This is a genomic window from Bacillus sp. FSL R5-0820, assembly GCF_038593385.1.
In the GTDB taxonomy this organism is placed as follows: domain Bacteria; phylum Bacillota; class Bacilli; order Bacillales; family Bacillaceae; genus Bacillus; species Bacillus altitudinis.
Window position 1 is genome coordinate 3104014 of the sequence record NZ_CP151991.1, and the last position, 20107, is coordinate 3124120.

At 42.5% G+C, this 20107-nt stretch carries 21 protein-coding genes; 4 read left to right on the top strand and 17 right to left on the bottom strand.

From position 1 onward, the window contains the following. Window positions 1–6: 6 nt before the first annotated feature. From hisIE to NST15_RS16160, 8 genes are read right to left on the bottom strand one after another with little or no spacing between them, the layout of a single operon-like run. Window positions 7–636: a bifunctional phosphoribosyl-AMP cyclohydrolase/phosphoribosyl-ATP diphosphatase HisIE gene (gene hisIE, locus NST15_RS16125; RefSeq protein WP_342498664.1), complete on the bottom strand. Its 630-nt coding sequence runs from the start codon at window positions 634–636 to the stop codon at window positions 7–9. Then, window positions 633–1391, bottom strand: a complete 759-nt coding sequence (gene hisF, locus NST15_RS16130; RefSeq protein WP_008348145.1) for an imidazole glycerol phosphate synthase subunit HisF — start codon at window positions 1389–1391, stop codon at window positions 633–635. The genes hisIE and hisF overlap by 4 nt, the downstream gene beginning before the upstream one ends. Next, window positions 1388–2125, bottom strand: coding sequence for a 1-(5-phosphoribosyl)-5-[(5-phosphoribosylamino)methylideneamino]imidazole-4-carboxamide isomerase (hisA, locus tag NST15_RS16135; protein ID WP_017357903.1), 738 nt, complete (start codon window positions 2123–2125; stop codon window positions 1388–1390). The genes hisF and hisA overlap by 4 nt, the downstream gene beginning before the upstream one ends. After that, window positions 2122–2760 (bottom strand): imidazole glycerol phosphate synthase subunit HisH, encoded by a 639-nt coding sequence (hisH, locus tag NST15_RS16140; protein ID WP_017357902.1) that lies wholly within the window; start codon window positions 2758–2760, stop codon window positions 2122–2124. The genes hisA and hisH overlap by 4 nt, the downstream gene beginning before the upstream one ends. Then, window positions 2760–3344: an imidazoleglycerol-phosphate dehydratase HisB gene (hisB, locus tag NST15_RS16145; protein WP_017357901.1), complete on the bottom strand. Its 585-nt coding sequence runs from the start codon at window positions 3342–3344 to the stop codon at window positions 2760–2762. The genes hisH and hisB overlap by 1 nt, the downstream gene beginning before the upstream one ends. Next, window positions 3341–4630 carry a histidinol dehydrogenase gene (gene hisD / locus NST15_RS16150; protein ID WP_017357900.1) on the bottom strand — a complete coding sequence of 430 codons (1290 nt, stop codon included), beginning with the start codon at window positions 4628–4630 and terminating at the stop codon, window positions 3341–3343. Before hisD ends, hisB begins: the two co-directional genes overlap by 4 nt. Further along, window positions 4627–5274 carry an ATP phosphoribosyltransferase gene (gene hisG, locus NST15_RS16155; protein WP_007500071.1) on the bottom strand — a complete coding sequence of 216 codons (648 nt, stop codon included), beginning with the start codon at window positions 5272–5274 and terminating at the stop codon, window positions 4627–4629. Before hisG ends, hisD begins: the two co-directional genes overlap by 4 nt. Next, window positions 5267–6442: an ATP phosphoribosyltransferase regulatory subunit gene (locus NST15_RS16160; RefSeq protein ID WP_017357899.1), complete on the bottom strand. Its 1176-nt coding sequence runs from the start codon at window positions 6440–6442 to the stop codon at window positions 5267–5269. Before NST15_RS16160 ends, hisG begins: the two co-directional genes overlap by 8 nt. Window positions 6443–6672: 230 nt before the next feature. On the opposite strand from NST15_RS16160, the gene NST15_RS16165 reads away from it, so the two are divergent. Beyond that, complete coding sequence (locus tag NST15_RS16165) at window positions 6673–7464, top strand: C39 family peptidase (RefSeq protein ID WP_017357898.1); 792 nt, start codon at window positions 6673–6675, stop codon at window positions 7462–7464. Between the two features lie 78 nt (window positions 7465–7542). Here the strand turns inward: NST15_RS16165 and NST15_RS16170 are convergent, their stop codons facing one another. The 8 genes from NST15_RS16170 to hprK form a co-directional block, all read right to left on the bottom strand. After that, complete coding sequence (locus NST15_RS16170) at window positions 7543–8175, bottom strand: DsbA family protein (protein ID WP_268449991.1); 633 nt, start codon at window positions 8173–8175, stop codon at window positions 7543–7545. A 56-nt stretch (window positions 8176–8231) separates the two neighbouring features. Next, window positions 8232–8873, bottom strand: a complete 642-nt coding sequence (locus NST15_RS16175) for an NAD(P)-dependent oxidoreductase (protein WP_342498665.1) — start codon at window positions 8871–8873, stop codon at window positions 8232–8234. Between the two features lie 87 nt (window positions 8874–8960). Next, window positions 8961–9389, bottom strand: a complete 429-nt coding sequence (locus tag NST15_RS16180; protein WP_003213266.1) for an Rrf2 family transcriptional regulator — start codon at window positions 9387–9389, stop codon at window positions 8961–8963. 69 nt (window positions 9390–9458) lie between these two features. Next, window positions 9459–9977: an acyltransferase gene (locus tag NST15_RS16185; protein ID WP_017368116.1), complete on the bottom strand. Its 519-nt coding sequence runs from the start codon at window positions 9975–9977 to the stop codon at window positions 9459–9461. A gap of 1 nt (window position 9978) precedes the next feature. Next, on the bottom strand, window positions 9979–10629 hold the full coding sequence (gene ppaX, locus NST15_RS16190; RefSeq protein WP_017357895.1) for a pyrophosphatase PpaX: 651 nt from the start codon (window positions 10627–10629) through the stop codon (window positions 9979–9981). Further along, window positions 10626–11570 carry a nucleoside recognition domain-containing protein gene (locus NST15_RS16195; protein WP_025208037.1) on the bottom strand — a complete coding sequence of 315 codons (945 nt, stop codon included), beginning with the start codon at window positions 11568–11570 and terminating at the stop codon, window positions 10626–10628. The genes ppaX and NST15_RS16195 overlap by 4 nt, the downstream gene beginning before the upstream one ends. A 16-nt stretch (window positions 11571–11586) precedes the next feature. Beyond that, complete coding sequence (gene lgt, locus NST15_RS16200; RefSeq protein WP_017368118.1) at window positions 11587–12411, bottom strand: prolipoprotein diacylglyceryl transferase; 825 nt, start codon at window positions 12409–12411, stop codon at window positions 11587–11589. 11 nt (window positions 12412–12422) lie between these two features. Next, entirely contained in the window at window positions 12423–13355 is a 933-nt protein-coding gene (hprK, locus tag NST15_RS16205; protein WP_003212943.1) for an HPr(Ser) kinase/phosphatase, read from the bottom strand. A gap of 176 nt (window positions 13356–13531) precedes the next feature. On the opposite strand from hprK, the gene nagA reads away from it, so the two are divergent. The 3 genes from nagA to NST15_RS16220 are packed head-to-tail and all read left to right on the top strand — an operon-like array spanning window position 13532 to window position 16191. Continuing rightward, complete coding sequence (nagA, locus tag NST15_RS16210; protein WP_342498666.1) at window positions 13532–14722, top strand: N-acetylglucosamine-6-phosphate deacetylase; 1191 nt, start codon at window positions 13532–13534, stop codon at window positions 14720–14722. Further along, complete coding sequence (gene nagB, locus NST15_RS16215) at window positions 14722–15447, top strand: glucosamine-6-phosphate deaminase (protein WP_046527618.1); 726 nt, start codon at window positions 14722–14724, stop codon at window positions 15445–15447. Before nagA ends, nagB begins: the two co-directional genes overlap by 1 nt. Before the next feature lie 18 nt (window positions 15448–15465). Then, window positions 15466–16191 carry a GntR family transcriptional regulator gene (locus NST15_RS16220; protein WP_050826645.1) on the top strand — a complete coding sequence of 242 codons (726 nt, stop codon included), beginning with the start codon at window positions 15466–15468 and terminating at the stop codon, window positions 16189–16191. A gap of 27 nt (window positions 16192–16218) precedes the next feature. On the opposite strand, the gene NST15_RS16225 is transcribed toward NST15_RS16220, so the two are convergent. Beyond that, window positions 16219–20073: a metallophosphoesterase gene (locus tag NST15_RS16225; RefSeq protein ID WP_342498667.1), complete on the bottom strand. Its 3855-nt coding sequence runs from the start codon at window positions 20071–20073 to the stop codon at window positions 16219–16221. Window positions 20074–20107 lie beyond the last annotated feature (34 nt).

Genomic DNA, 20107 nt, shown 5'->3' on the forward strand with positions numbered 1-20107 from the left:
AGCTTTTCATTCCCCTTGATGGCGCTTTTTCAATACCTTTAATACATCATCAAGCGGCAGCTGCTGTTCACGTAATAACACAAGAAGGTGATACAGGAGATCTGCTGTTTCCCATGTCAATTCTTCTTGATCACGGTTCTTCGCTGCAATGATGACTTCAGAAGCTTCTTCCCCTACCTTTTTCAGGATTTTGTCGACTCCTTTTTCAAAAAGATAGGTTGTATAAGCTCCTTCTGGCATTTCCGTCTGCCGCTTTGCAATGACCTGTTCCAGTTCATTTAAAATGGCAAAGCGGTCTTGTTCTCCCCTTTGCTGTTTCACGCCCTCTTCTGAAAAACAGCTATAGCTGCCTGTATGGCAGGCTGGGCCGCTTGGTGTCACTAGAACAAGCAGGGCATCTTGATCACAGTCATAGCGAATAGATGTAACACGCTGGGTGTTTCCAGATGTGGCTCCTTTGTGCCAAAGTTCATTTCTCGATCGGCTAAAAAACCATGTTTCCCCTGTCTCTAATGTTTTTTCATAGGATTCTTGATTCATATACGCCAAAGTAAGAACTTCCTTGCTTTGAGCATCCTGTACAATGGCAGGAATGAGACCTGCATCATTAAAGGTTAATTCGTTTGCCTGTTTCATCTTACCTTCACCCCGTGTTCTCTCAAATATGTCTTCACCTCTTGAATTGAGGTTTCTTTATAATGGAAAATAGAGGCTGCGAGTGCGGCATCAGCTTCACCTTTTGTAAAAGCCTCCAGCATATGCTGCGCATTGCCAGCACCTCCTGAAGCAATAACTGGCACTGTGACTGCTTCTGATACAAGCTTCGTCAAACGATGCTCAAAGCCCGTTTTCTCACCATCGGCATCCATGCTAGTCAGCAAGATCTCGCCTGCTCCTCTTCGCACGGCTTCTTTCGCCCAGTCACTCACTTCTAAATCCGTTTGACGGCGTCCTCCGTGCGTATAGACCATGTATGCTTGTTTCTCTTCATCGTATTTCGCGTCAATCGCAACAACTATGCACTGTGAACCAAAAAAGTCGGCTCCTTCTGTTATTAGCTCCGGTCTTAAAACAGCCGCTGTGTTCACAGACACCTTGTCTGCCCCCGCTCTTAAAATACGCTTCATGTCATCAAGGTGGTTAATCCCGCCGCCCACCGTGAACGGGATAGCGAGAGTGGATGCCACTTGTTTGACCACATCCACCATCGTTTTTCGGCCTTCATGAGAGGCAGATATATCAAGAAAGACGAGTTCATCCGCACCTTCCTCGTCATAGATCTGCGCTAATTCGACCGGATCACCAGCATCCTTCAACCCTAGAAATTGGATCCCTTTGACCACACGCCCTTCCTTTACATCAAGACATGGAATGATTCGTTTTGTCATCATATGCTGTCAAGCCCTTCAAACGCTTCAGCTAAAGTAAATTGCTTTGTGTACAGCGCCTTGCCAATGATTGCACCAGACACACCTGTCTGCTTTTGTGCTGACAGCTTTTGCAGATCACTCACTGCACTGACACCACCTGAGGCAATGACTTGTTTGCCAGTTGCTTCTGCTAATCGAACCGTACTTTCCACATTTGGACCAGACAGCATGCCATCCATTTGAATATCCGTGAAAATGAAGACCTCTGCGCCTTCCTTTGCCAGTTCCTGACCAAGTTCCTCCGCCTTCACTTCCGACGTTTCAAGCCAGCCTTCAGTCGATACAAAACCGTTTCGTGCATCAATGCCAATGGCGATTTTCTCCCCATATTGCGCCAGCATTTTTTTCACAAAAACCGGGTTTGACACCGCTGAACTGCCAAGAATGACTCTCGATACGCCATTGTTTAAATAAAATGCTACATCTTCTTCTGTCCGAATGCCGCCGCCAATTTGGACATTCACATCTAATGAGGAAGCAATCGATAGCACATGCTCGTGATTCACGCGTTTTCCTGCTTTTGCGCCATCTAAATCAACGAGATGTATCCATTTTGCTCCTTCATTTGCAAACCGTCTCGCCATGTCTAACGGTGAATCTCCATAAATGGTTTCTTGGTCATAGTCTCCTTGCACAAGTCGTACACATTTGCCATTTCTCATATCAATTGCTGGATATAATGTAAAATCACTCATTTGCTCACCCTCTGTTCGTTTGCTAATTGAATAAACTGTTTCAGCAGTGCCATTCCTGTTGTACTGCTTTTTTCAGGGTGAAACTGCGTTCCAAACACATTCCCCTTCCCAACAACGGCAGGTACTTGCACACCATAGGGTGCACTTGCCAATAGGTCTTCTGGATTCATGCCGCTCACATAATAAGAGTGAACAAAGTATGCAAATCCTTCCGGCACACCTTCAAACAATGGAGAGGGCTGATGAAATGTGAGCTCATTCCAGCCCATATGAGGCACCTTCAGCCTTTGTCCATCCTGATCACGATCCTTCAAAAGAACGACACGCCCTTTTAAAAGGCCTAGCCCTTTTGTTTTTCCTGCTTCTTCACTTTCTTCAAACAACAACTGCATGCCAAGGCAAATGCCAAATAACAGCTTTCCTTCCTGCACGACTTGGAGGATAAACGCCTCAAGTCCTGTCTGTCTTAACAGCTGCATCGCATCACGAAACGAACCGACTCCTGGCAAAATGTACGCATCTGCCTTTTTCAGCTCCTCTGCTTCAGAAGACACGATATAAGACGCTCCTGCTCGTTCCAGTGCTTTTGATACGCTAAACAAATTTCCCATTCCATAGTCAATGACGCCAATCATTAGAGCATCCCCTTTGTCGACGGAATCCCTTTCACACGCGGATCAATGGTTGTTGCTTCATCTAAGGCGCGTGCCATCGCTTTAAAAATGGCTTCAATCATATGGTGGGTATTGGTTCCATAGTGAACGATCACATGCAGATTGATTCGTGCTTCAAGGGCAAATTTCCAAAGAAACTCATGAACCAGCTCCGTATCAAAGGTGCCGACCTTCTGACTCGGGAAATCGGCTCTCATTTCCAAATGAGGACGATTACTTAAATCCACGACGACTTGGGCGAGAGTTTCATCCATTGGAACAAAACTAGAGCCGTAGCGCTTAATTCCTTTCTTATCACCGAGCGCTTCTTTCAACATCTGTCCAAGCACAATGCCAATATCTTCTGTTGTGTGGTGATCATCGACATCTGTGTCTCCTTTTGCATCTACAGTTAAGTTAAAGTGTCCGTGCTTCGTGAATAAGTCGAGCATGTGCGTCATAAAAGGGACATCTGTCTGAATATCCGCTTTTCCTTCACCATCAATCTCTAGCGCTAACGAAATGTTCGTTTCATTTGTCTGTCTCGCTGTTTCCGCCTGTCTCATTTTGATTCCTCCCGCTTTCTCGCTTCAATCGATCTTGCATGTGCTTCAAGCCCTTCTAATCTTGCAAAAGCCGCAATGCTTTCCCTATGTGTTTCGAAGGCTTCTTTGCTATATGAAATGATGCTCGTTTTCTTTTGGAAATCCGTGACACCAAGCGGACTGGAGAATCTTGCCGTCCCGTTTGTTGGTAGCACATGGTTCGGTCCTGCGAAGTAATCCCCTACCGGCTCTGGGCTGTAACGCCCTAAGAAAATTGCTCCAGCATGCTTGATTTGACCAAGTAGTGATTCTGGATACGCCGTCAGCACTTCTAAATGCTCTGGGGCTAACTGGTTCACGATATCAACTGCACGATCCAAAGATTCTGTCACGTAAATATAACCATGGTCTTGAATAGATTGTGCTGCGATTGATTTCCTTGGCAAATTATCAAGCTGCGCTTGCACCTCTGCTTGCACTGCTTCAGCCAATCCTTTAGATGGTGTCACCAAAATACTAGATGCCAATGCATCATGCTCTGCCTGTGAAAGCAAATCAGCTGCCACCTCATGTGCAGTTGCCGTTTCATCTGCTAAAACAGCAATTTCACTTGGGCCCGCAATCATATCAATGTCTACTTGACCAAATACTTCCCGTTTGGCAAGTGCTACATAAATGTTTCCTGGACCGGTGATTTTATCAACAGGCTGGATACTGTCCGTTCCATATGCAAGAGCGGCTATCGCCTGAGCACCACCCATTTTGTACATTTCTGAAATGCCCAGCTCCTTCGCTGCTACTAGTACAGCGTCAGATAGACGACCGTCTTTTCCTGGCGGTGTCACAAGGACAATTCGCTCAACGCCGGCAACAAGTGCCGGGATCACATTCATTAAAACAGATGATGGATAGGCGGCCGTTCCGCCTGGGACATATACACCGACCGCATCGAGCGGTGTTACTTTCTGACCTAGCATTGAGCCGTCCTTTTGGTGATAAAACCAAGAGGAGGTTAGCTGACGCTCGTGGTATGTTCGAATATTCCGGATCGCCGTTTTGATGATTTGGATCATCTCCGGGTCCAAACGTTCGTAGGCTTTTGTCTTTTCATCCTCCGTCACAAGTGGCTGTTCAATAGAGACACCGTCAAATTGCTTCGTGAAAGACCGTACGGCTTCGTCACCATTTTTTCTAACTTCTTCGATAATCCGCTGAACAGCCAGTCGCTGCTCTTCCGTTCCTGTATCTAGAGAACGCTTGAGTGAGAGAGTGTCTGTCTCACCTTCTTGTATGTAGGTGATGTTCATGATGTTTCCTCCCCTTCTCCTTCGATGATTCTTGCCAGACGCTGCGCCATTTCATCGATTACCGCATCCTTCATTCGATAGCTCACAGGATTGACAATAAAACGTGACGTAATGTCACAAATATGTTCCGTTTCGACAAGTCCATTTTCCTTAAGTGTTTGACCGGTGGAGACAATGTCAACAATTCGATCGGCAAGTCCGATGAGCGGTGCTAATTCAATGGAACCATTTAGCTTAATGATCTCCACCTGCTCACCTTGTTCTCTAAAATAAGAAGAAGCGACATTTGGGTACTTTGTGGCCACACGCGGCGCGACACCGCCCCAGCTGGCTCCCGGCAAGCCCGCTACAGCTAAATGACATTTGCTAATGTTTAAATCGAGCACTTCGTACACATCCCGTGCTTCTTCAAGCATGACATCCTTCCCTGCAATGCCCACATCTGCTACACCGTGCTCTACATATGTCGTCACATCCATTGGCTTCGCTAAAATAAAGCGGAGATTTTCTTCCGGCACATCAATGATTAGTTTTCTTGAATCTTCGAATTCCTCCGGCAGCTGATATCCAGCCTGTCTTAATAGCCCTGCTGCCTCTTCAAATATCCGCCCCTTTGGCATTGCCATTGTCAACACTTTACCCATTTTGCTCTTCCTTTCTAGCGCCGATAAAATAAGTCACTTGCTCAAATGCCTTGGTCATGGCATCGATATTTTCAATACCTGCTAAGTCTTGGAGAACAATCCTTTTGCCCTTTGTCCGCTCTTTTTCTGCAAAATCAAATGCTTCAAGCCGCTGTTCTTTACTAAAAATCACAGCCTCTTGGGGCTCATTTATTTCTTTTGCGTCGAGCGCTTCAAGAAGACGGTCTAATCGAAGTCCGAAGCCTGTAGCAGGTGCGGGTGCATCAAAGTGAGCAAGCAATTGATCATACCTTCCTCCACTTCCGATCACAGACCCAACATGATCTGCAAATACTTCAAACAAAATCCCAGTATAGTAGCTCATATGACTAACCATGCTTAAATCCAAACGGATATATTCTGTACAGCCGTAATCTTCAAGTGTCTCCCACAGCGCCTTTAACTCCGCCAGCACTTCTTTGCCCTCTTGTGACACCACAATTTCTTCAGCCTGCTGGGTCACTTCTTGACCGCCACGCAGCTCTAAAAGCTGGAGCAGCCTTGTTTTATCGATGGATGAGAGCGGCAATTGTTTGACATGCTGCCTGTATCCCACATAATTCTTTTCATATAAAAATCGGCGCAATACGTTCGCCCGCTCTGTATTCCCTAGTACATCTAAAAACAAGGTCTCAGCCAAAGCCACATGCCCGATCGCAATTTTGAAGGATTGAAGTCCAGCATTTTTTAATGCAAACACGACAAGCGCTATGACTTCAGCATCTGCACTAATCGAACCATCACCGATCAATTCAATACCGACTTGCTCAAATTCAGAAGGTCTTCCGCCTTCTCTTTCCTGTGCCCGAAACACGTTGGCTGCATAACCGACTCGAAGCGGATATGCCTGTTCGTGAAGCTTTGAAGCCGCCACTCTCGCAATTGGTCCCGTCATATCAGGTCTAAGCACAAGGGTTTGACCATTTTGATCAAGAAGCTTAAACAGCTGCGTATCTGTAATCGCCGATTGAACACCGACTGTATCGTAAAATTCAAGCGTTGGCGTTTCCATTAAACGATAACCCCAACTATTTATGACCTCTGTTAAAGAATGCCTAACTCTTTTCTTCGTCTCATACAATCCTGGTAATGAATCTCGCATACCATATGGTTTTTCAAACATGAACATGTTCCGCACCTCCAACACATTAAAACAAAAAATTCCGAATCCTTTAGTTCGCTAATATGATAATATGCTAACAAAATAAAGTGATTAAATCAATCATTTTTATTTTCCCCTTTTTTTCCTTAATCATTTGTTCATATATTACATTAAAATGACACCTAATCCTTTTTGATCTCTTTGCTTTAGGAACATGCTATAATACTTAAAAATATTGAATAACACAGGAGATTACAGTGAAATTCATCCAGACATTAATCTTAACTTTGTTGTGCGCATGTCTTGTTTATTTCGGCTTTATTTTCATTTCACAATTCGACCAAGTCAAGAAAACAACGTCACCGCAAGAAGCCAAAGAAAAAGAAAATGACACCGCACTAGCAGCAGAAGAAACGCATTCTACGAAAAAAACAGAAACAACACATTCTAGTTTAAAAGGAAATAAAAAAGCCATGGACGTCATCCTCTTTAATCAAATGGATGCACCAAAGCTTTATAACGGATGCGAAGTCACGAGCTTAGCCATGCTTCTTCATTACAGCGGCTATGAGCATATAACGAAAAACGCATTGGCAAACGAGATTAAGCGTGTCCCGCTCAATTATGAGAATGGCTTAAAAGGAGACCCTCATGACGGGTTTGTAGGCGATATGGAGAATGGGCCAGGTCTTGGTGTGTACCACGAACCCATTTATCAGCTTGCGAAAAAATATGCAGGTAATCAAGCGGTGGACTTGACCGGCAAGCCAGTTAAAAAAGCCATTTACCAATCACTTGAAAAAGGTTATCCTGTCTGGGTCATTACAACTTCGACCTTTGCCAAAACAGATAACATTGAAACATGGAATACACCAAATGGAAAAATAGATATCAGCTTTAATATGCATAGCGTCGTCATCACTGGCTATGACAAAGATCATGTCTACTTAAATAATCCATACGGAGAAAAGAATCAAAAAGTCGATCGTGAACAGTTTGAGGATTCTTGGAAACAGATGGGCAGCCAGGCGATTATCATTAAAGCATAAACCACTTCTCCCATTGAAGAGAATGCACACATGCATCAAAAACATCCTCCATACGAATGGAGGATGTTTTTGAATGATTTATTTTTTTAGTATTTCCTTCAGACGGTCTTCAAGCTTTTCAGCCGTCATCGCACCCCCACCAAGGCTGATGTATTCATCCCCTTTTTTTAGTAAAAGTGTAGGATAGCCATTCACGTTCAATTGCTGAACCTTTGCAAAATCGGCATACGCATCATTGATCGTTTCTGTCTCATTCATTCGTTCAACCAATACATCAGGGTCAAGTTGGTGTTTCATAGCGATATCTCTATAAGTTTCTTCATCACTTAGGCTTTTTCCGTCTTGATAAAAGGCCTTTTGCATAGATGAAGCCAAGTACAATGCATGCTCTGGTGCGATGGATCTTAATGCAGAAAATCCAATTGCAGCAGCCTCAGAGTCTAAAATGAATGTTCCGTTTTCTAGCAACTCTTCGTAGCGGTCTCCAAATTCGACACCTGTCAGCTGACTGATACGCTCATTTGCTTCTGAAATGTGTGGATAATTCTTTATCGGTAGACGACGCTCTCCTACAAATAAACCGCCCGATACAAGTGTCAGTGGTATCTCAGGGTGATTTTCGTGTAAAGTACGGATGCTGTTTGAAAATCCATAACACCAGCCACAATACGCATCCCATACATAGATAAAAGATTTTTCTTGATCATTCATAAGACAGACTCCTCACTCATCGTTTTTTAGCGACAATGAAACGCATGTTATTCTACTTATTCTGCTTCAGAAACCACAGTAAAACGTTCTCCAACATGAGCAGCTTGTTCTATCTCATCGACAAGCGCAACGGCGTAGTCAGCATAACTCACATAGCTGTCACCCTTCGAATTGACGATAAGATGGTCTTTGCCTTTCACATAAGCACCTGTCCGTTTGCCTGCTGGATCAAAGAATGCAGCTGGACTAAGAAATGTCCATTTTACTCCTTCGGTCTTTTGAAGATCTATTAAATTTTCTCCTTGCTGTGAAGCAGTAGCAAAGTATTCCTTTGGAAACTCCGGTGTGTCCATCAGTCTAGTTGTTTTGGCCTCATCTACAAATAAACTTCCAGCACCTCCCACGACGATTAAACGCGTTTCTGGTGTCTCTTTCAAGAGATGAATGAGTTTTTTCCCTGCTTCTACATGAAGGTGCTCTTGTCCTGCTGGAGCACCAAATGCGTTTACGATCACATCAAAACCTTTGACGTCTCCTGCCTCTAAGTGAAAAACATCCTTTTCTAAAACAGCTGCTGATGAATTAGTCACTTTTTGTGCATCTCGAACGATTGCCGTTACTTCGTGCCCTCTCGATTGAGCTTCTTTTAAAATGTGTTGTCCTGCTTTACCTGTTGCGCCAATGATTCCAATTTTCATGTAAATTCCTCCTACAATATAAGGTTATTTTGATCACTTAAGATGTAACCAAAATGGTTACAACAGAGGTAAAAAAAATTGAATAGATCATCCAATTTTTTTGATTAAAACCTGCGTTAATTCACTTAATTTGATCTCAGCAAGCACTTGCTCCATCGCACTTTGAGCACGGCACAAAATTAATTCTAGTACAGCTTGAATATTTGCACCGATCGGACAGTCAGGGTTTGGGCTTTCATGAATTTGAAACAACTCTCCCTCATCCACCACTTCAACCGCTTTATACACATCGAGCAGTGTAATGTCATCCTCACTTCGGTTTAATTGAGAACCGCCTTTGCCAAGACTCGTTGAGATTAGGCCTGCTTTTTTGAGCTTACTCATGATACGGCGAATCACCACTGGATTTGTATTGACACTTCCTGCGATATCCTCCGATGTCTGTAATGATCCTTTTTCAAGTGATAGCAAGGCCAGAATATGGACAGCGACAGTAAATCTGCTGCTGATTTTCATGTTTTCTCACCTCTGTTGTAATCATTATAGTTACACCATGTTAGAATGTCAACAAAAAAGTCTGCCGAGCTACTCAGCAGACGTAGATTGACGTGCTTCCATTTCCTCTTTTGTATATATCATCCGCATTGGATTACCTCCAACAAAGGAGCCTGCCGGAACATCTTTGTTCACAAGAGTTCCCGCCGAAACAATTGCACCATCACCAATTGTCACTCCAGGTAGGATCGTTGAATTTGCCCCAATTAAGACTTCATCACCAATATAGACTTCCCCAAGCCTATACTCTTTAATCAAATACTCATGGGACAAAATGGTCGTGTTATAGCCAATCACACTATTTCGACCGACAGTGATTTTCTCAGGAAACATGAGATCGACCATCACCATTAAAGCAAACGCCGTATCCTCTCCGACTTTCATTCGAAGGAAGGTGCGATAAATCCAATTTTTCATTCCCATAAAAGGCGTATACCTTGCCATTTGAATAAAGATAAAGTTTTTCACAACCTTGAGAAAGGGGACCGTCCGATAGACTTGTCTAAGCGAATTGACCCCTTTGACAGGATAACGATCTGTTTTTCTCAACTTAATCAGCTCCAACAATCGCCAAGAGATCACTCATTTTCTGCAGCATATAATCAGGGCGATGCTTTAACAGGGCTTCTTCTCCCTTAATAGACCAAGCAACACCTGCTGTTTTCGTCCCTGCCGCTTGACCAGATAAAATGTCGTGATAGTTATCACCAACCATGATCGCCTCATGCGGATCACTGCCGAGCTTGGATAATGCCAGCTGAACTGGTTCTGGATGTGGCTTTTCATTTTGTACATCATCAAGTGTGACAATGACCTCAAAAAATGGCTCCAATCCAGTCAGCTTTAATCCCATTAAAACCGTATCACGTATTTTTGTTGTCACAATACCAAGCTTAAACCCTCGATCCTGAAGAATTTTCAACGTATCTAAAACCGTCTCGTACTCCGTCACAAGCAGGTCATGCTGTTCATGATTAAACGTTCGATACATCTGAATCATGTCATCTGTCAGATTCGGATCCATTGCAGAGAATGTATCAAATAATGATGGACCAATGAAATGAAGGATATCCTCACGGCTGTATTGACCAGGGTAATAATGATCAAGCGTATGCTGAAATGAAGCAATAATTAATTCATTTGTATTGATTAATGTGCCATCTAAATCAAATAGCACTGTGTTAATAGTTGATTGGTTCATATGGCTTCCTTTCTAACAGCTGTATGTTCGCGCCTCCGCCAGATATAGCTGATGGCAGCTGTCAATAAAATAGCAGAAATAAGGCGAATAAGAAGAAGCGGCCAGACTGGAATACCTAAAGGAATGAAAATGAGTGTATCTTCGACCACCGCATGACACGCCACAAGGAAAATGAAAGCAAGCGTTAAATCCTTTTTGCTGACACCGTCCTCTTCCACTGCCTTCATCATGACGCCTGCCCCGTAGGCAAGACCAATGGTTAAACCAGCCACCATCGTCATAGACGTATTTTCTTTCATTCCAAGCATTCTCGTAAAAGGAGACAGCCACTTAGACAGCGTATGGAGCCACCCTAAGTCTCTCATAAATTGAATGATGATCATGAGAGGAATGACAATACAAGCCAGCTGCAGCACACCAAGAACAGCTTTCTGTAAAGCAAGAAGTACGATCATATACCAGCTAGAAGGCACATCAGCCGACTGAGCAGCTGTCAGCAAACCATATTGCGCCGGCTCCTCGCCTCCCTGCCAAACGAGGTGAATGACAATTGCTGACACGACGGCAAGACTGATTCTCACCAGCAAAATGACAGACACCCGCAGCCCAACCTTCGCCGCCACTGTTGATTCGATGATCAAGTTGTGACAAAAGGAGAGCATGACCGCTAAAATGAACACTTCCTTCACAGGCAGCTCTAATGTCAAGATGGCTGCAATACCCGCATACAAGTTCAGCATATTTCCTAAAACAAGCGGAATGGCCGCTTCCCCTGAAAGACCAAACAGGCCCATAAAAGGACGGATGAATTGTATCATCCAATCCATCACAGGTGTATGCTGCAAGATACTAACGAGAATGGTAACCGGAAAAATGACTTTTCCAAGTGTCCAAGTTGTCGATAACCCTGCTTTCAAGCCGTTTTTCCATGTCTCACCCATCTCTTATCCCCCTTGCTTAATTTGATGAGTTGTTCTCTTTATACCGTATAGATGCATATCCCTTGATTCTTCTAAACACAATCAGCAAAACAGCCACTGCAAATATGGCAATCGAAATCATCTGTGCAATTCGAAGATGCTCAGTCAGCATTAAGCTGTCTGTTCTCATTCCTTCAATGAAGAAACGGCCGATTGAATACCAGATTAAATAAGACAAGAAAATTTCGCCTCGACGCAATGATGTTCTACGTAATAAGATTAATATCAAAACGCCTGCGATATTCCATAATGATTCATATAAGAACGTAGGGTGATAGTAGGTCCCGTCAATGTACATCTGATTAATAATAAACTCAGGCAGGTGCAAATTTTCTAAAAAGGCTCTTGAAACAGCCTCACCATGCGCTTCCTGATTAATAAAGTTCCCCCAGCGCCCGATGGCTTGCCCTAGTAAAATACTAGGCGCTGCGACATCGGCTATTTTCCAAAAGGACACCTTTCTCACTTTAGTAAAGACAATCGCTGTCAGCACCGCCCCTATCAGTCCGCCATGTATGGCAATTCCACCATTCCAAATCTTGATGATTTCATTTGGGTGCTGCTGATAATAATCCCATTCAAAGGATACATAATAAATTCGTGCACAAATAATGGCGATAGGAATGGCAAATAAGATGAGATCAATAAACATATCTTTATTGATGCCTCTTTTTTCACACTCCCTTAATGCGAGCCAGAGTCCAAGCAGAGCTCCGACCCCAATAATCACACCATACCAATGAACCGAAATAGGTCCGAGCTGAAAAGCAATCGGATCAATTGGTTGAATTGCTTCATTCATATAGACAGCTCCTATTCATCCTGGCCATTGTCTTCAATGACATCGGCAAGTTTACTTGTAAATTGTTCCGCTGCATTATGTCCCATTCGTTTCAATCTGAAGTTCATAGCAGCTACCTCGATGATGACCGCTAAATTTCGTCCCGGACGTACAGGGATGGTCAGCTTTGGTACATCTGTATCGATGATCCGCATTTTTTCTTCCTCAAGTCCTAAACGGTCATACTGTTTGCCTTGTTCCCAAAGCTCAAGGTTCATAACAATCGTAATTCTCTTATAGCTTCTGACAGCGCCCGCTCCAAATAAGGTCATCACATTAATAATGCCTAATCCACGGATTTCTAGAAGGTGCTCAATCAGCTCTGGTGCGCTTCCAACTAACGTATCCTGATCCTCTTGCCTGATTTCTACGCAATCGTCTGCAACCAGCCTGTGTCCTCTCTTCACTAATTCTAAAGCCGTTTCACTTTTACCTACGCCACTTTTTCCAATTAACAGCACACCTACACCATATACATCTACGAGTACGCCATGAATCGCAGTCGTTGGTGCAAGCTTGCTTTCTAAGAAGTTCGTTAATCGACTCGAAAGTCTTGTCGTTTTTAAGCTTGAGCGTAAAACCGGCACTCCATTTTCGTTTGAAGCTTCGATCAATTCCTTTGGTACTTCACGATCTCGTGACAAAATGATGGCAGGAGTAATATCTGTACAAAGAGACATCATTCTCTGCTTTCGTTCGCGTTCTGGGAGCTGTTCAAAAAAAGAAAGCTCTGTCTTCCCTAAAAGTTGAACTCTTTCTTTTGGGTAATATGTAAAATATCCAGCCATTTCAATACCTGGTCTGGAAAGATCACTGATTGTAATGGGACGATTAATCCCTTCTTCCCCACTTACCAGTTCAAGATGAAATTGTTCCATTATGTCCTTCGTACGAACTTTCGGCACGCTTCTTCCTCCTTTTATCACAGGCGTTTCAGAAATACAGCTCTATTTTATCACTTTCAATGATGAACCCAAAACAGTATTTTATCCTGATCCTGTTTCATCACATTTACTGGTATAGACAACTATACTTAAAAAAGGTAAACTGAATCTAACGACGAGAATAAGGGGGCACAATCATGAGCAGTTCTTTATTGCTCTCCAATATTCATATTGTGACAAAGACAGAAATCATTGAAAACGGTTTTGTCGGTTTACGCGATGGCAAGATCGACTATATTTCAACATCACCGCCGACAGGAAATTATGAAAAAGTATATATTTCCCGGGAAAACTTTTATTTACTCCCCGGAATGATTGATATTCACATCCATGGGGGATATGGTGCAGATATGATGGATGCGACACCAGAAGCCATGAATACACTTGCTGATCACTTACCCGCAGAAGGAACGACAAGCTTTTTAGCAACAACCATTACACAAAATCATCAAGAGATTGAGCAAGCACTTAAAAATGTCGCACAGTGGAGACCCTATAATGAAAAGCAAGCTGGAAGTCAGGCACAATGTTTAGGCATTCATCTAGAAGGTCCTTTTATTTCTAAAGATAAAGCTGGAGCGCAGCCTGCTCAATGGATTACACAGGCTAACCCTCCTCTTTTTGAGAAATGGCTGAGTGCATCTGATCAGCTGATTCGAATTGTCACTTTTGCACCTGAGGCAGATACTGATTTTGCATTTCTTTCCCTGCTAAAAGAAAAAAATATCATTCCTTCTATTGGACATACAAATGCTCCTCATGACATGATTGAACTAGCAGCAAAGCACGGTGCGCGTCATGTCACGCATCTTTATAATGCGATGAGTTCATTTCAGCATCGTGAGCCAAATGTTGCAGGAGCTGCACTTACAAACGAAAAGCTTTTGACTGAGCTGATTACAGATGGCATTCATTCACATCCTCTTTCCGTAAAGCTTGCGTATTTGGCTAAGGGAAGTGAACGTTTGATCATGATTACAGACTCAATGCGTGCAAAAGGACTTGGAGAGGGAACCTACGAATTTGGCGGTCAGACTGTGACAGTCAGCGGTGAAAAAGCATTGCTTGCAGATGGAACACTTGCAGGATCGATTTTACAAATGAAAGATGGGGTCAAACGTATGAGACAGATCACACAATGTGGATGGACAGAAATTGCTCAAATGACCTCAACAAATGCAGCCACTCAGCTCGGGATCGATCATCAGCTCGGTTCGATCGAAGTTGGAAAACTGGCAGACTTGGTCATTTGGGATGAAACTGGCGAACTCATGATGACGATCTGCCATGGACAAATCGCTTATGAAAAAAAGGAGGCCACACACTGATGAACATCATCGAATTTGCAGATAAAGATCAATTAGGAAAAGCAGCAGCTGCTTTCATTGCACGTACCATTGAATCAAAAACAGATGCGGTTCTCGGTCTGGCAACTGGCGGTACACCAATTGACACTTATAAAGAGTTAATTCAGTTGCATCAAACAGAACAATTGTCTTTCAAACAAGCAAGAACAGTGAATCTGGATGAGTACGTGGGAATTGATCCAAATCATGAAAATAGTTATATGACTTACATGAAGCGTCATTTATTCGACCATATTGATCTCCCATCAGATCAATATTTCCTCCCCAATGGTGCTGCTTCTCACTTGGAAGAAGAGTGCTTAAGGTATGATCAGCTCATTGAAGATTTAGGGGGTATTGATCTTCAGCTACTTGGTATCGGACAAAATGGACATATCGGGTTTAATGAACCTGGTACTCCCTTCGACTCAAAGACGCATGTCGTCCAATTAGATGAACACACTCGCCAAGCCAATGCAAGATACTTTTCTTCTATTGATGAGGTGCCTACACATGCCATTACAATGGGAATTGCAAGCATTCTTTCAAGCAAAAAAATTCTCCTTCTCGCATCAGGAAAATCAAAAGCGGACGTGATACAATATTTAGAACGAACAGAGATTCACCCAGACTTCCCTGCATCTGCTCTAAAACTTCATGAAGATGTGACGATTTTTATTGATCGAGAAGCTGGTTCACTACGCTAAACACGAGAGGATTTTCACATGTTTATTGATAAGCAGTCACCTATCCCCATGTACCATCAGATTATGGAGAACTTGAAAAAGCAGATTGAGGATGGAACGTTAGCACCTGATACACTCATTCCTTCTGAAAGAGAATATGCCGAACGCTTTGGTATTAGCCGAATGACTGTCAGACAAGCCTTATCGAACCTTGTGAACGAAGGATATTTATACCGGCAAAAAGGAAAAGGAACATTTGTTAGCCGAAAGAAGTTTGAACAACCGCTTCAGGGCTTAACAAGCTTTACAGAAGATATGCGTCAACGTGGGTTCAAAGCTTCAAGTCAGTTGATTGATTTCAAAAAAGTCGCATGCCCAGAGCACTTGCTGCAATCATTACAGCTGTCGAACAGTGAAGATGTCTATGAATTAAAACGAATCCGCCTTGCAAACGATGAACCAATGGCTATTGAAACGAGTTATATACCTGAAAAATTTGCTGGCGAGCTCACAAAGGACCATTTAACTGGATCTTTATATGAATATATAGAAACGAACACAGGTCTAACCATTGCCCATGCCAAGCAGGAGCTTGAAGCCAATGTTGCTTCAAAGGACGAAGCTGACCTGCTGTCTATTTCATTAGGGGACCCTGTCCTCTCCATTGTAAGAACAACTTATTTTCAAAATGAAATTCCATTCGAGTATGTCATGTCCATTTATAGAGGGGATCGATACAAACTCACTCACACAATGGAAAGATAAAACTGTGCTCCTGAAAGCACAGTTTTTTTATTTCCTAAAAAATGTTGATTGATCATCATTTTTTGTATGAATTTTCCATATAGGCGAAATCGCTTTCCCTTCGAAACGGTCTTTTGCTACAGTGTACCAATAATATTCTTGATTTGGCTTTAACCCTTTCCATTCAAAGCTTGCTTTTTTACCACTTTTCACACCTTTGACCTCTCCAAGAAGAACGTTTGTGTAGACATTCAATTCAAAATAATTGGTTTTAACGGATTTCATTTTAGGTGTTAAATCCACATCAATTGAAAATTCATCTTGATCTCCATACGTTTTTGGATCATAGAAATGTTCTTGATTCAAGTAGGGTGAATATGTGGTGAAATGAAGTTTATTTTTTTCTTGATCCGCAGTGATCAGCCGCATAAAACCTTGACCGCCTTCAGGACCTGACTGGTAATCTGCAAGGATTTGATATACTTTTCTGTCCACTTTTCCATCATGATCATCGTCAATCTCATCTACTTTTCGACTGGCTCCGTGGTAGTGACCGCTAAATACTGCGACAATATTCGGGTGACGCTTTACCACTTGATGGAAGATCAAATCTCCAATTGGGCTTCGATTGCCGCTCACTAACAAATACTCATGGAAATTTAAAATGACAATTCGATCTGGATGTTCAGAAATGACTCGATTTAACCAGTCAATCTCATTTTGCTTGATCCCCCAGCCCATATACACCATCATATAATCATTGCCACCAGCAGAGATAAGATCATAATGACCTCGATTGTTTTGATAGGATTCACCGTAATACGGCTTGTCTTCAAAGCGTTTCGCTCCAAAATATCTCCCATATTCCCTATAATGGCCGTCTTTGTGCCTGACATCATGATTACCAGCTAATACACCGTAAGGAATCTGATGCTTATCTAACACACGCATAAATGTATCGGCACGATTCCACTGCTTGTCCTTTGAATCATCCACAATATCACCTGTATGGAACACATATTGAATATTTAATGGGTCCCTTTGATCTCTGATCCACTCGACCATTTTTTTGAAGATGTGAGGATAACTTCTGGCATAATATTGAGTATCAGACATCCACACCATCTTATAAGGCTTTAACGTCTTACTGACCTCATCTTGTACAAGCAAATCAAACGTTTGATTTTTCATATACTGTCTGACTGACAGCAGCCCTTTCAGGTAAAATTCCTTTTCATCCTTGGCAAAGTGATGAGTGATTTTATCCCACTTTTCTTGCTGATGATTCCAAGCGTACATCGTTACCTTTCTCCCTGATAATGAGCTTCCTTTCCATACAGCCTCGACAACATCCTTTTCACGTACATCGTGATGAACCTTGATTTGAAAGCGATGATAAGGAAAATGCTGTAGATCTTTCGTTTCCACTGATTTACCATCAGCAAATGCAATGCGATTTCTTTCTCGATCAGAAAAAATCATTTCCCCTGTTTCATTTAAATGTTTTGGCGGCTCTGTTTCCGCTGCATATTTGAAAATCTTCATGGACGGATGCAGCGATGTATATTGATAGGCACGGTAAAAGGAGTAATCTAACTGATCATTAGTAGGATCATTGGTTAGCACTGTTTGCTTAGATGATTCCTTTTTTGTCCTATCTGACACTCTCTCTGGCGTTTCAGGGTGTTCATGTACCGTCTTAAAAACCTTTTTCAAAGTTGATTTGTTTCCAGCGGCATCTTTTGCTTTTATCTTCAATGTGTGCTCCCCAGGTTCTAATTCGCTAGAGGACGTCTGATAAGGCAAAGAGATCGGTTTTCCATCTAAATATGCCTTCATCTCCGCTATGTCACTCCAACGATCCGTCACCTTTGCCCTTAACGTAAAGACGCCTTTATATTGGTCCTTTGCCTGTATATTACTCTTGATTTTCGGACCCGTGTTATCGACTTTCACACGTACAGATTGAGATTCGTCTGCGGTTTTAGCCTGAACAACATGTACTCCTTCTTTCAGCCTTCTTGTATCCCACTGAATATAGCTTGAAGCATATGCTTGCTTCGGGATTTGAAACTGAAATGCTCTTACTTTCTTAGCGCTTCCACCGTCACCCATTTTCCATTCCTCATGCCGGCTCGCATTTAGAGGCAGAATTTGAGTTCCATTCGATAAAATCATCTGGACATTTTTCAATTCAAAATCATCGTGATTTTCTCCAGGAAATCGGTCAAACGGCGATGACTTCGTCCCAGCATGGAATGATATCGTTTGTGGACCTGCCTTTTCTAAGTGTTTTTCTGGTATTGGCATCGTATAGGTGCGATACACTTTTGTCGAATCATCAAAAATGGAAAGTAAGTGCTTACCTATAGACACACCATTCTTAAAATATAAATTTGTCCCTTTGACATCAAATGCAAGATATGGATCTGCTTCAAGTGCAGGGAATACTTGTCGAATCGGTTTCCCATCTATCATTAATTGTATGCTTTTTTTCTGATCTGCTGTTGCTTTTAAGTGAAATACGCCTGAAACCGTATCTCCTTCTTCTACATTCAATCGAAGGCCGTGAGCCTTGCTTACTTGTTCCACATCAATTGTTTTTTTCATTGTCATTGCTTGATTTTCGCCGTCAGACGCTTCAATCTGATATTCCAATCGATCTTTACCGATGAGCTCAGGTGAATAAATAATATAGTGAAACAGCCGATCATTATGATCCTTTTGAAGCAGCACCTCTTTAAAATCTTCATGACGATTGGTTCGATATCGCAATTTGACCGTTTTGACGGACTGATCATCCTGCACATCTGCCTTCAGTTCAATGCCTTCAGTTGGTTTTATCGGTTGATTATCTGTCATATCTTCAATCACAGGTTTATGAACATCTTGTGATATTTCTTTTTTTTCAATTGGAATTTGGGCTTTTAACACTTTTCCAGGTGTCGGCTCTTCCTCCACTTTCGAGATCAGCTTCATTTGTGTCGTACCATCCATTGGATACTTGAACAGTAACGATCTGTGCTCGCTAAACAATGAAGGCTTTAAACGATAGGATGCCGACGATACCTCTTCTCCTATATTTGTTGTGATAGAAACAAGGCGGGATTTAGAATTGGACAATCCTTTACTCTCAATGACCGATAGTTGCTCGCCCTCTTTTAAATGACTTTTGTACATCGCATTAAAGTCCGCTACCGTTAAATGCTCCTGCCCTTTTTTTCTAAGCCAAAATACATACGGTTTTCCAGGAGAAATGGTGATAGGACTTGTGTGGAATGAATATATATCATCCATCTCCACGCCTTGCGCTGGATTGCGATAGCGAAGCTGGTAATGTCGAAGTGAAATGGGTGCATGTGTTGTGTTATACACCTCGATGAATTCAAAAGCATCCTTGCCTTTGCGGTTTTTTGAATTCACGACGATTTCTGTCATCAATAGCTCAGGAATCTGTGAGAGATCCTCTTCAAATCCATTTAAGTGAACTGCTTGTTCGGTTGTTTTGATGACAGACTTCTGCGTCAAGAATTCTGTATAGTAATGAACTGTTGGATTCCACAATTGATCTGTCGGGATTTTCGCTGTGAATTCTGGTTTCATCCCCGGCAATCGTTCCATTGGGATCAATCGATATCCTAGTTCATCACTCTGTTTATAGTACAAGTTTGCAGACAAAATTTGCTCTGACTGACTAATAGATGCCCGAAATTGAAGATCACGTTTTTTTCCTTGAACCGGACGGACATCTACTTGAAATTGATCAAAGATAAAAGGTGAAAAGGGCTTATTTCGTATGTTCACTTGTGTTTGTGTCAAAGATCCTGCTGAAGCAGGCTGACTGAAACAAAAAAGAATGCTCAAAAAAAGCAAAAGAATGATTTGTCTGCTCACATTCACCATCGTGCACCGCCTCCCTTCGGATATTGTGTCTCCT